We start from the raw sequence: 12,171 nt of genomic DNA on the forward strand, positions 1-12,171 counted from the left end.
ATTTTAAGAAATTACGCGTGATGTTACATCTTCGCGTAAGCGAGCCATGAAGTCGGCTACTGCAAATTTGCCTAAATCTTCACCTCGCCGGGTTCGCACCGCTACTTGTCCTTCTTCGACTTCGCGATCACCAACCACCAATAAATATGGCACACGCTTTATCGTATGCTCGCGGATTTTAAAGCCAATCTTCTCATTTCTCAAGTCAGCTTTTGCTCTAAAACCCTGTTTTTTCAATTCTGCTACCAAATTTTCAGCATATTCTGCCTGATTATCGGTAATGTTCATTACTACAACCTGATTTGGGGCTAACCATACTGGGAAGTAGCCCGCATACTCCTCAATAAGAATTCCCATGAAACGCTCGAGTGAACCGAGAATCGCACGGTGAATCATCACTGGGATATGGCGTTCGTTATCTTCGCCAACATAAGTAGCGCCTAAACGGTCTGGTAACGCAAAATCTAGCTGAATTGTACCACATTGCCAGGATCTTCCTAAACAATCGTGTAAAGTAAATTCAATTTTAGGCCCGTAGAACGCTCCTTCACCCGGTAAATACTCAAATTCGATGTTATGGCTCTTCAACGCATCACTTAATGCCGCTTCTGCGCGATCCCACATGGCATCGTCACCTAAGCGTTTTTCTGGCCGCGTTGAGAGTTTTACTACGATTTCTTCAAAGCCAAAGGTTTTATAAACTTCGTACACCATTTCAATACAACCGGCCACTTCGGCTTGCACTTGCTCAGGGGTACAGAAAATATGGGCATCATCTTGAGTAAAGCCGCGCACCCGCATTAAACCATGCAGCGCCCCACTCGGTTCATTGCGGTGGCAGCAGCCAAATTCAGCCATACGTAATGGTAGATCGCGGTAGGATTTCAAGCCTTGGTTAAAAATCTGCACGTGGCCTGGACAGTTCATTGGCTTCACTGCGTACTCACGGTTCTCAGAGGACGTAGTAAACATCAACTCGGAGAACTTTTCCCAATGCCCTGATTTTTCCCATAACACGCGGTCCATCATTAATGGGCCTTTCACTTCCTGGTAATCGTATTCATTGAGTTTTTCGCGAACATATTTTTCTAGTTCTTGAAAAATGCTCCAACCGTTATGGTGCCAAAACACCATGCCCGGGGCTTCTTCCTGCCAATGGAACAAATCTTGCGCCTTACCAATTTTCCGATGATCGCGCTTTTCCGCTTCTTCCAAACGTTGTAAATACGCTTTCAATTCCTTTTTATCAGCCCAAGCCGTTCCGTAAATGCGTTGCAGCATCTTATTATCGGAATTACCACGCCAATAGGCTCCGGCCACTTTCATAATTTTGAAGTGTTGGCAGAAGCGCATATTTGGCACATGCGGGCCACGACACATATCCACGTATTCTTCGTGATAATAAAGGCCTGGGCGATCATCACGTGCTACGTTTTCATCAAGAATTTCAACTTTATAGCTTTCACCACGTTGTACAAAAACCTCGCGAGCTTCTTCCCAACTCACGCGTTTTTTCACTACATCGTAGTTAGTTTTCTGCAATTCCTGCATGCGCTTTTCTAGCGCATCAAGATCATCCTGTAATAGCGGCCGATCGATATCAACATCATAGTAGAAGCCGTTATCGATGGTTGGGCCAATCGCCATTTTGGTATTTGGCCATAATTGCTTAATCGCATGGCCAAGCAAGTGGGCACATGAGTGGCGAATGATTTCCACGCCTTCGTTATTTTTTGGCGTAATGATGGCTAAATCCGCATCATTTTCGATGAGCTCGCAGGCATCTACTAAGGTGCCATTAATGCGGCCCGCTACTGTTGCTTTGGCTAAACCAGGGCCAATATCATTCGCAACATCAAGTACAGACACAGCGTTTGCAAACTCGCGCTTGCTACCATCGGGAAGAGTAATTAAAGGCATGATTTTTCCTTTCTACAGTGGTGACACCTACCAAGTGCCACTTGTATGAGTGAATTCGATGTTATATCGAGATGAAATATGTTGTAAACGCTACTAGCGCGTTTCTTACCTAATGCAAAAAAGTTGCAGAAAACCAATAAAATTAAGTGCGCAACTATACCGAAACTAGCGTAGGAAAAGCAAGCTTATCCCAGCCATAGCAACCAAAGTTCCCAGCAGCGCTCGGAAGCTTACTCGGTTGCCACGCACTACATTTAAACTAAGCATAAACAATGGTGCTGTAGAGAGTAATGTTTGGGCGATTCCAGGAGTTACATAAGCTACCGCTATTTGTTGCAACCAAATCGCTAAAAAGGTACCTAGAATAATGGCTGTTAACAACACGCCTTTATTAGTTTTCTGTACCGCTAGCCAGGTTTGTGCGAGCATTTTTGGCCTAATAATCAGTAGCGCCAGCGTTAGCACCAGAGTGCCTGCAGAAAGCCGCAGCATTGCTGCTTGCAGTGGGTTTATACTGAAGTTTTGAAAGGCGTAAAACGCCATTACTAACCCTACCGCTTGGCAAAGCGCGGCAGTAACACCGAACAGTAATCCAGCGCGGTTTATCTGCACTCCTGCAATTGGTTGCCGTTCCGTAAGCACCAGTAGTACGCCAGTTATAACCACCACTGCCGCAACAATTTCCCACCAAGTTAATTGTTCGCTTAAAGCAAGCCAAGCAATAACCGCCGCCAAAGGTGGCGCTAGATATTCCAAAAGGATAGTGTGAGCCGGCCCCAATCGGCGCAGAGCAGAGAAATAGCACGTATCACCGATGGTGATGCCAATCACACCACTTAAAAGTAAGAGCAATAAGGGTGTGCTTTGCCATGCTAAATTGCTCACATCTACAAATAACCACATGCCAATAAACAACAGCGGCGATGCCAGTAAGCCTTTTACCATATTCAACTGTGCTGAACTTAAATGGTGGCTGCTCTTGCTATACATTAAAGTTGCAAGCGCCCAACAAAAGGCTGCGGTAAGCGCCGCTAGTTGGCCAAAAATAACGGAGTTAAATGCCATTGGTGCAACATATTCCTATAACAATGCGGAAGCGAGCGCGAATGAAATGCCAAAACCATAATAAAAATTGATGATATCACGGCAGGTTAGCAAGTAATGCTGGCGATCTTACAGCAAACATGAGGGCCGTTGCTATAGTTGAATAAAGGCTTTCTTTTCGCTTGTTCACACTAGGAGTAACGCATGAATACGGACAAACTTCATGATGCGCGCGTAAACTGCCCTCACTGTGGGCATACCCTTCATTTAGACATTGATGCATCGGAGGGAGAGCAAGTATTTGCCGATGAATGCCGAGCTTGTGGCGATGTGATTTATCTGCGGCTTTATCGTGATGCCGCAGATGATCGTTTTCATTTACATGTAAGCGCCGATGACGAACAGTACTATTAATGCTTGGCCGATACACCAGTGATTACGCATAGTAGTGATTACCATGGGCAAAATACTAGGCCATTATTCGCGATTTTGTTGCGCCAACACCCGTTTCACTGTGGCAACGATGGCCATAGTTTGCTGATCGGCTTCAATATTAATTTTCTGGCCCACTTTAGCATCGCCAAGAATAGTTAATGCTAAGGTTTCCGGAATAAGATGCAGCCAAAAACCAGTATCTGTTACTTCGCCCACTGTAAGGCTAGCGCCATCGATTGCCACAAAGCCCTTTGGCAAAATATACTCCAGCCATTGCGGCTCGAGGGCGAGAAATATTCGGCAATTATTCTCACCATCCACTCGCTCCATCAACGTTGCCGTAGTGTGAATGTGCCCAGACACAATATGCCCACCAAGTTCACTACCGAACGTAAGTGAGCGTTCAAAATTAACTAAATCACCCTGCTCTAACAAGCCAATATTAGTTAAGCGTAAAGTTTCATCAATTACATCAAAGCGCACCAAAGCCTGCTCGGGGCCATGCGCAAAACTTACCACGGTTAAACAACAACCGTTAATTGCAATACTTGCGCCTGTTTCAATACCTTGCAAAAATTCACTAGCTACGCGAAGCTCTAATTGACGAAACTCACCTTGATCAATGATCGTATTAACTGCGGCTTTCGTTTGTATAATTCCAGTGAACATTGGCTACCTTCGATTTAACAGAAGAAAATGAATCATGCGAAAAACTAGTTTGCAAAGTGTACCGCAACAAACCGGCAAAAGCACACCTAAAGCGCCAGTAAAATACTGGTTATTAGGTGTTTTGTTATTGATCGTTCTCGGTGTTATTGGCGGCAAGATAGTAAGCTATTTTCAGGCTGATGTAGGCGATGTGTTCGCCGATTACCAGCAGCGTATCGCGCGCTTGCTTAATACCACCCTCGTGCCCGAGATGATGCCCCCTGTAGCCGAACAACCGCGTATTAACCAAGTGCAACTGCCCATTCCAGAAAGCAGCATTAGCCTTTTGAATAGCCAACGCCTAAATCGCTGTAAGGCTGGCCAGCTTATTGCTGAGCGCAACAGTTCATTAGGCAGGGTGCAGCCTTTACAAGCACGAGTACGCTATGAAATTGAAATGATTAACGCATTAGAGCAGTGTTTGGCAGACGAACAAATCCAAAGTAGCAGCCTAGTGCCCTTGCTAGAGCAAGGCTTGGCAGAGAAGATTGATTACTTGCCACTTTGGATTAATCGTTTCTGGACCAGCGAATCGGCAGTACGAGATACATTCCGCCCAGGCAGAACCGCACGCCAAACTCATGAACAAGCAATGAGTACAGAAGCGATTGCCGCACTATTTTACTTCAGCACTCTGTTCGATAATTTATTAGCAGACCCTTTCTCTCGCCAAATAGATACCGAAGAATGGCTGCAAAATGTACAGATTCTTGCGCAGCATCAGGCAATACCTAGCTTGCTGCGCAGCCAACAGCATATTCAAGGTTGGCTTGTGGCATTAAATCAACAACTTGATGGCGCTGCACGCGAACTACAATGCCCTGAACGGCAACCTAATGCAGCTGAATATATGCAAAATGTGCTGCACAGCGTGTGGATAGCAGAGTTACAACCGGCCTTAGCTGCATGGGAAATTGAATACCGCGAACTGCAAACCGCCGTTAACCATATCCTGCCCCAAGTGCAAAGCGAGGCGTGGCGCAGTTACTTAAGGTTTTGGTTTAGCGAAAACAATATAGCTGCAACCAATCAGCGGCTGATTCGCGAACATGCTGAGCTATGGCAAGATTTTCTTAGTACCTGCGAGCTCAGTGTACAGCCTCAATAATGTGCACCCTGAGTGCGATTCAAAAGCTCGGTTTGCGAATTGAAATCGCTGCTGGAATGGTGCGGAAAATCATTGGAGTTTCGCCTACCCACTCACCATCTGCTTGCACAGGTAGCCCTTGCGCGCAAACACTTACAGCACTGAGTTGGCCACAGTGAACCTTACCATGTTCGCCATGTGTGCCAGCAAACACACGACGAAATACATTCAATTTGGTGAAATTTCCACAACGTTCAATAAGACAGTACGCGAGTTTGCCATCACTTATTTTGGCATGTGGCGCAATATGCATTCCAGCACCAAAGTACTGGCTATTGGCTAAGGTGAATAAAAATGCTGGGCGCTGGCCAATAGCGAGTAACTTTTGGTTGGTAGCTTGCAACTCGAAAGATTGGGCACGATAACTAAATAGGCTTTGCAATGCGGCTAATACATAACTCAGCTTCGGCCAAATAAACTTTCTGGTACCTAATTTTTGTACCAAAGCACCATCAAAACCTAGAACTACCACTTGGTTAAAATTCGCTGGCAAGGCGGCAAGTGCTGCAGCGGTTTGTTCAACGTTGGCAAAGGTTTCTAAGTATTGATAGCCCACATTACTCGCAGTAAGTGTTTGCAGTAACTGTTGCAGGATTTTTTCCCGCCTTGCATTCGCCACCGGGTTCACAAGTACAAGCACGTTACAAGATTCGTTGTTATTCGCCAAATCCATCAGAAGTTTCGCCCTAACGACAAGTAAACACTGTTGCGATTATTATCACTGTAACTTAAGCCCAAGTAGGCTGCGCCGATAGGCGTTCTTACCATCATCACTGCCGAAGCGGAGTAAACCAAATCATCCCAACTCGCTGTTTCGCTATCGGTCCACACCTGCCCTGCTTCAATGGCTCCACCAATATACAGAGGCGTATTACTAATTGCCCGAGTAGCACCAAATTCGCGCAAGAACACTAATTGCCCAAGTGCTTTTTGTGAACCAGAGAGTTCGCGGCGATCATAACCTGAAAGGTTCATAAAGCCGCCGAGAGTGAAGGTGTTATACAGTGGGGCTTCACTATCAATATAACTGCCAAGCCGAACACTATGAATTAGCGTGTTGCGCCCCCAGCTATGGGCATTTAAATAATGCAGATGCAGCGATTGGAAATCATCATCTGCACCAAACACGGTATCGCTAAATTCGTAGCGTAAGGTTACTAATTTTCCGCTGCGAGGTACAAACACATCTTCAAGATCATCCATAGTTACCGTTGTTACCACTTTAGCGGTTTTAAAGTTTGCTTCTCGTGGTAAACCGGGAGCTTGTATACGAGCTTCGGCACGCCCTACACCAAATTCATAGCCCACTCGAACATCCACGTTATACCGCCACGTAGTGCCAAAATCGAGCGCCGACGTGTAGCGAGTTAAACGATAACGGCCCACTTGCTCACCTTCCTGATAAATATTGGTATTTTCTCTACTTACTTTCAATCTCGGTAACACATAAAAACGCGCATCTCGGCGCAACGGTTGCCAATACTCAATATTAATTAATGGCTCTTCACCGAGCTCGGCATCAATTTGTAACTCTGCACCAAGGCTATTCACTTCCGTACGCAGCAAACTCATTATGGCTCGATAATTTGATACTGCATCAAAGTCTTCTTCAAGGCTTAGGCCAAAACGAAGATAGCTAGGCCCCCATGAGCGAGGTACCGTGGTGATTTTTATGCCCGCACGATTCTCCTCGTCACGCATAAAGCTGTAATCAACTTGTTCGAAATAACCTAGGCCATATAAACGATCAACATCGTCGCCTATGGTTGTACTCAGGAAATCATCACCTATTCTGCTTTCGATTTGGGTTTGCAATAAGGCATTCGGTAGGCTTGAGAGATTATCTAAATGAATAAACTCAATCTTTTCAGGCATCGTAGTGGCATACCGTAAACTCCCGATATAGCCTGTCCATAGCGCGTCATCTACCCGATAGCGCGCTAGTTGCGCTGATTGTGCCTCTGCAGCCGCAAATCCGAGATCATAAGCCTCCCGCCCATATTGAAAATCACCAGTTCCAATAGGAACCGAGGAAATATCGGGCCGGATATAAACGTCGGCTTCCGTAAGGCTTGCAATAGCAATTTCATCATTGCGTCGAATCATAATGTTAAGTGATTGATCCATCATGGCAAACGGCCCGGAAAGATTCTTTTGGCTTAAGAGCTCGCCATTCACATCAACAACAATAACCACATCGGCACCCATCTCGCGGGCAAACTGCACCGGTAAATTGGCCGAAACTCCGCCGTCTACAAGTGTTTGGCCATGCCAATCTACCGGGGCTATTAAACCGGGTATCGCCATACTTGCCCGCATCGCTAATACCAAATCCCCTTCTTCAAGGGCTACACTTTCTCCGGTTTCTATATCAACCGCCACAGAGCGAAACGGAATAGGTAACTCATCAAAACGCTCTACTAACGCTGAATCCAAGGATAGCTCTCGCAAAATCGTTGCTAGCTGTTGCCCCTGAATTAAGGCTGGAGGGAAAGAAAGGCGGCCATTATTAAAGCCAAAGCTAAATTGTAAGGGAAAACGGCGCTCTTCCTCTTTGCGCCGCAAACTGCGGAATTCTCGACTAGGTTCATCTTGAAATGCGGCTTGCCAATCGAGGGTTTCTACCAATGTGAGCAGATCTTCCGGGCTATGGCCCTGCACGTATAAACCACCTGCTACTGCACCCATACTGGTTCCCACCACTAAATCAATGGGTATTTGCAAATCTTCCAACACTTGCAACACACCAATATGCGCTAGCCCTTTAGCACCGCCACCACCCAAAACTAGCCCCACAACTGGCCGTTCTCGCGCTGGCAACATCGGTACGATCGGTTCTTGCGCTTCATTATCTAACGCTTCATTATCTAGCGTTAGTAAGGTGCGCAGATCCTGTGGCGCTGCTTCAGCCGCATGTGCAGATAACGGTGCAGATAAAATAGCCAGCACCATTAACATAATGGGCAAGCGATAATAATGGATATTCAACCGAGCTAACTGCACAGAGTTTTCTCCAAGTTCAACAAAACGCCTAGAGCCTGCGGCGCGCGAGTGGATTTAAACGTTGGTGCTTATCACGCCAATCCGGCATAAAAGTATCCATAAAGCGATAAAAACGGGCGTTATGGCTAGCTTCCAGTAAATGCACCAACTCATGCACAAGCACATACTCGAGCAATTCCGGCGGTTTATCTGCTAACTCAAGGCTTAACCAAATTTTCCGAGTACGCACATTACAACTGCCCCAGCGCGTGCGCATTTTTTTTATCCCAAAGCTAGAGGTTTTTACACCTATTTCCTGCTCCCACACTGGTAACATAACGGTAACCTGTGCACGCATAGGCTCACGCAATATTTCTAAATCAGCTAGGTTCGGCTCTTGCGGTTCTGCGGCTATGTGCGCCTGAGCTTGCAATATCCACGCTTGCTTACTAGTTATAAAATGGGCAATTTGTGCAAACTCAACCTGCTGTGGCGCCGAAACACACACTAGGCCACTATTCGCTAGCACTCGTAATCGAATGTTTTTCATGCGCTTACGGGTTAAACGAAACGCTACTCCGGCAACTTCATGCTCACTGTGCACGGTTTAGCGCCGGCAGTTGCAAAGGTGCAGTAGCTAATTCGGCTGGCCATACCACCTCTTTTCGGCCCTGCTGCCACTGCACAAACACCCCTTGATTGGCTATTTGATAGCCGCGTTTATCTACTTTAAAGGCGCCAAAAACCGTTTGTGTATCCATATTCAGTAACGCCTCTCGCATTGCATCACTATGCAAACTACCTGCTGTTTCAATGGCTTGCACAAACAACTGGCAACTTCCATAGCCTCCGGCAGCATGAAAGCTAGGCGCTAGGCCATAAGTTTCCTCATACGCAGTAACAAAGGCCCCAGCTCCCGGGTTTGGCACACTAGGTTCCCACGCCGAAAGCCCCAAATCTCCGTCGGCAGCCTCACCTAGCGCTGCATAATACTGATCAACCGCCCCAGAGTTTCCGAATAACTGTAGCTCGATGCCTAGGACATTTAACTGAGAGCGTACGCTAATAAAATCATCTAACGCCGATGCGGTCATAGCCAACACCTCTACACCACGTTCAGCCATATCGTTTAAATACGCACTAAAATCAGCTGTGCCGCTAGGGTAGGTATAATGCTCAAGCACCGCTAGCCCATTAGCCTTCGCATGGGCTACCGCGCCACTCGCCGCTGCCGCGGGAAACAGCGCCTGCTCTTGTAATACCGCAACTTTTTCTAAGCCCTGTTCTTTGGCCAATTCAAGCAAACCGACCAAAAATAATTCAGCAGGCGGCAACACCATAAATAAATGATGCCGGCCCTGCTCCCAAATCGAAGTGGTAGCCGCTAAAGGCGAGATATGTACCATACGATAGCGCTCAGTGATAGGTGCAACTGCTTCGGTTAAAGTAGAGCCATAAGGCCCCATAATGGCGTCTACTTTATCTGCAGTTATTAATTGTTGATATAAAATGCGCGCTTGCTCGCTGCTTGATTCATCATCGTAAATCACCAACTCTATTGGCCGCCCCAAAACTCCACCAGCGGCATTCACGTGGCTAGCACATAATTCGTAGCCATTTCGGGCGGCTATACCCTGAGTGGCGTAAGCCCCCGTAGCCGACATCGTTGCCCCTACACGAATAGGTTCACTATTCTCACCACAAGCACTCAAACACAGTGCGCTAGACAGCGCAAGTGCTAACGTTCCACGAATACATCTCATTCTGTTTCTCCCTCGGTGGCGTTTAGCAACAGCTGTAAACAACGCTGCCGCACTTGCTGATGAAACTGGCCTCCCTTAGCGGCAATCATTGCTACAACTACTTTATCCGCTAACGTGCCGAAACTTTACTCATGCTCACGAACCAGCTCGGTAACCAATAGAGACCTAAACTTACCTACTGATAATTCTTAGCGCAACCCCGTTTTCATCGTCATCTTAATAATTTGATGTTAACAGCAAGTCGGTTGTTTGACAGCCCTTAAGCAAGGCTTTATCATTAACGGACTGACTGGTCCGTCCGTTTAGGAAGTGAGCAATTATGGTGGAAGAACATACCAATAAACGTACTCGGGTATCTACTGAGCAGCGGCAGAGTGAAATACTAGAAGCGGCGAAGCAAGTTTTTGCTGAGCGTGGCTATCAAGTAGCCGATGTGCAAACCATAGCCGAACGCGCTGGAGTGGGCAAAGGTACGGTATACCGCCACTTCCCCACGAAAGAAATTTTGTTTAAACAGGCATTGACATGGCAACTCGATATATTGCGCAAACGAGTAGACGAAGCTCTCACCAATCACCAGCAGCCCTTGGTACAAATGAAAGAAATAATGCGCGCATACTTTCGTTTCTACGATGAGCATCCAGAAACCATAGAGTTATTTGTGCATGAACGCGCCGAGTTTGGCCACGAAGAAACCCCTTTGTATTTTGCTCGTATGCACGAGCAAACAGAACAATGGATCCCTTTTTTCGAAAGCTTACGTGCGGTGGTGCCTAATTGCAGCCTCACTATCGAACAAATGATGCAATTATGCGGCGAGCTTATGCACGGCGCCGTGTATTTATGCATGGCTGTGGTGCCACGTAAACGCGTGCAAGATCGCTTAGAGCAAGTTTATCGAGCTTACATACACAGTTTGTGTGAATGCCCCAATGTTAACCAATTACTTCAACACTATAACCTTCAATCACCCTCGGTGTTTTGCAGTTACGGAGAAAACAATCCATGAATGTAGCCATTACCCCAAATGGAACAACAAAAACGCGTTTAGCCACTCGCTGGCTGGCTATTTTTACCGCAGGCGTAGGTATTACCTTTTTAAGCGCCTGCAGTGGTGATGCTAGTGATAACCAAGCATCCGGAGGCATGGGTGGCGGTATGCCGCCAGCGATGGTTACCATTGCTGATGTTCAATTAACCAACACCACTCACTACGTAACTTATCCAGCCCGCGCTCGAGGTGCGCGTGAAGTAACTATTCAAGCGCAAGTTGGTGGTATTCTTCAGCAACGTCACTATGCTGAAGGTGAATACGTAGAACAAGGGCAAACCTTATTTCAAATAGATCCCGAACCTTATCAACTGGCATTGAACAATGCACAAGCTGCACTAGCTACCGCTACCGCAAACCAAGCTCAAGCCAAACGAGAGTGGCAACGCGTTGCCGATTTATTTGCCAATGATGCTGCGAGTGGCCGAGAGTATGATGCCGCACAGGCCGCTATTGAGGGTGCCAATGCAGCATTATTGCAAGCTCAGGCAGCAGTGCAAGACAGTGAACGAAACTTACGCTATACACGAGTAGAGGCTCCTATTTCTGGCATCGCTGAAATTGAAAGCTTATCGGTTGGTAATCTAATTAGCACTGGCACCGAACTTACTCACCTTATACAAATTAATCCAATTCATGTTCACTTTGCCATTCCAGAGCATGAAGCAGGCTTGCTGCGCTACCACATGCAAAACAGCGAAAACGGGAATCACGCAAAGCTTACACTCGCCAGCGGTGATCAATATAGCGAGATAGGTTCCATAAATTTCGTGCAAACTGCGGTTAACCCTAGTACAGCCCAAGTGGCTTTACGCGCTGAGTTTACTAATCCTGAACAGCAATTGCTGCCCGGCCAGTTTTTACGCGTTACCATTGCGCTGCAACAGTTTAGTGATGTGGCGTTAATTGAACGAACCGCCGTGAGCCAAGGGCAAAATGGCGCTCAAGTGTATGTAATTGAAAACGGTGAAACCGCCAAAGCACGGCCGGTTACTTTAGGGCCTGTTATTAACGATAAGCAAGTAATTTTAAGTGGTTTGAACAATGGCGATAAACTGGTCGTTAACGGCCATGTAGCCTTGCAAGATGGTGCCGCTGTAGTAGTTACCAACAATAACTAG

11 protein-coding genes are annotated in these 12,171 nt (G+C 46.6%); 4 read left to right on the forward strand and 7 right to left on the reverse strand.

Going from position 1 to position 12,171, the window contains the following annotated elements:
* Positions 1–3: 3 nt before the first annotated feature.
* Both thrS and ACNA7P_RS01985 read right to left on the reverse strand, forming a co-directional pair.
* Positions 4–1,920: a threonine--tRNA ligase gene (gene thrS, locus ACNA7P_RS01980; RefSeq protein WP_416256921.1), complete on the reverse strand. Its 1,917-nt coding sequence runs from the start codon at positions 1,918–1,920 to the stop codon at positions 4–6.
* 165 nt (positions 1,921–2,085) lie between these two features.
* Entirely contained in the window at positions 2,086–2,985 is a 900-nt protein-coding gene (locus ACNA7P_RS01985; RefSeq protein ID WP_416256922.1) for a DMT family transporter, read from the reverse strand.
* A 183-nt stretch (positions 2,986–3,168) separates the two neighbouring features.
* On the opposite strand from ACNA7P_RS01985, the gene ACNA7P_RS01990 reads away from it, so the two are divergent.
* Positions 3,169–3,378 (forward strand): CPXCG motif-containing cysteine-rich protein, encoded by a 210-nt coding sequence (locus ACNA7P_RS01990; RefSeq protein WP_416256923.1) that lies wholly within the window; start codon positions 3,169–3,171, stop codon positions 3,376–3,378.
* Between the two features lie 63 nt (positions 3,379–3,441).
* Here the strand turns inward: ACNA7P_RS01990 and ACNA7P_RS01995 are convergent, their stop codons facing one another.
* Positions 3,442–4,068 (reverse strand): riboflavin synthase subunit alpha, encoded by a 627-nt coding sequence (locus ACNA7P_RS01995; protein ID WP_416256924.1) that lies wholly within the window; start codon positions 4,066–4,068, stop codon positions 3,442–3,444.
* A 34-nt stretch (positions 4,069–4,102) separates the two neighbouring features.
* Here ACNA7P_RS01995 and ACNA7P_RS02000 point away from each other — a divergent pair, with 34 nt between their 5' ends.
* Positions 4,103–5,215, forward strand: coding sequence for a DUF3080 family protein (locus tag ACNA7P_RS02000; protein ID WP_416256925.1), 1,113 nt, complete (start codon positions 4,103–4,105; stop codon positions 5,213–5,215).
* Positions 5,216–5,234: 19 nt separating this feature from the next.
* On the opposite strand, the gene ACNA7P_RS02005 is transcribed toward ACNA7P_RS02000, so the two are convergent.
* Genes ACNA7P_RS02005 through ACNA7P_RS02020 form a run of 4 tightly spaced genes read right to left on the reverse strand, consistent with a single transcriptional unit; the run spans position 5,235 to position 9,999 of the window.
* Positions 5,235–5,894, reverse strand: a complete 660-nt coding sequence (locus tag ACNA7P_RS02005; protein WP_416256926.1) for a diacylglycerol/lipid kinase family protein — start codon at positions 5,892–5,894, stop codon at positions 5,235–5,237.
* A gap of 32 nt (positions 5,895–5,926) precedes the next feature.
* Positions 5,927–8,257: a patatin-like phospholipase family protein gene (locus ACNA7P_RS02010; protein ID WP_416256927.1), complete on the reverse strand. Its 2,331-nt coding sequence runs from the start codon at positions 8,255–8,257 to the stop codon at positions 5,927–5,929.
* Positions 8,258–8,285: 28 nt separating this feature from the next.
* Entirely contained in the window at positions 8,286–8,840 is a 555-nt protein-coding gene (locus ACNA7P_RS02015) for a M48 family metallopeptidase (RefSeq protein ID WP_416256928.1), read from the reverse strand.
* Positions 8,830–9,999 (reverse strand): amino acid ABC transporter substrate-binding protein, encoded by a 1,170-nt coding sequence (locus tag ACNA7P_RS02020; RefSeq protein ID WP_416256929.1) that lies wholly within the window; start codon positions 9,997–9,999, stop codon positions 8,830–8,832. The genes ACNA7P_RS02015 and ACNA7P_RS02020 overlap by 11 nt, the downstream gene beginning before the upstream one ends.
* 319 nt (positions 10,000–10,318) lie before the next feature.
* On the opposite strand from ACNA7P_RS02020, the gene ACNA7P_RS02025 reads away from it, so the two are divergent.
* Positions 10,319–11,008, forward strand: a complete 690-nt coding sequence (locus ACNA7P_RS02025; RefSeq protein WP_416256930.1) for a TetR/AcrR family transcriptional regulator — start codon at positions 10,319–10,321, stop codon at positions 11,006–11,008.
* Entirely contained in the window at positions 11,005–12,171 is a 1,167-nt protein-coding gene (locus ACNA7P_RS02030) for an efflux RND transporter periplasmic adaptor subunit (RefSeq protein ID WP_416256931.1), read from the forward strand. The genes ACNA7P_RS02025 and ACNA7P_RS02030 overlap by 4 nt, the downstream gene beginning before the upstream one ends.

It is taken from the genome of Aliidiomarina sp. (assembly GCF_047920995.1).
Lineage (GTDB): Bacteria > Pseudomonadota > Gammaproteobacteria > Enterobacterales > Alteromonadaceae > Aliidiomarina.

Bases quoted from the DNA above. Each gene is read 5' to 3' on its own strand.
- ACNA7P_RS01985 (WP_416256922.1), bottom strand. From the start codon at position 2,985: ATGGCATTTAACTCCGTTATTTTTGGCCAACTAGCGGCGCTTACCGCA.
- thrS (WP_416256921.1), bottom strand. From the start codon at position 1,920: ATGCCTTTAATTACTCTTCCCGATGGTAGCAAGCGCGAGTTTGCAAAC.
- ACNA7P_RS02000 (WP_416256925.1), top strand. From the start codon at position 4,103: ATGCGAAAAACTAGTTTGCAAAGTGTACCGCAACAAACCGGCAAAAGC.
- ACNA7P_RS01995 (WP_416256924.1), bottom strand. From the start codon at position 4,068: ATGTTCACTGGAATTATACAAACGAAAGCCGCAGTTAATACGATCATT.
- ACNA7P_RS02020 (WP_416256929.1), bottom strand. From the start codon at position 9,999: ATGAGATGTATTCGTGGAACGTTAGCACTTGCGCTGTCTAGCGCACTG.
- ACNA7P_RS02025 (WP_416256930.1), top strand. From the start codon at position 10,319: ATGGTGGAAGAACATACCAATAAACGTACTCGGGTATCTACTGAGCAG.
- ACNA7P_RS01990 (WP_416256923.1), top strand. From the start codon at position 3,169: ATGAATACGGACAAACTTCATGATGCGCGCGTAAACTGCCCTCACTGT.
- ACNA7P_RS02030 (WP_416256931.1), top strand. From the start codon at position 11,005: ATGAATGTAGCCATTACCCCAAATGGAACAACAAAAACGCGTTTAGCC.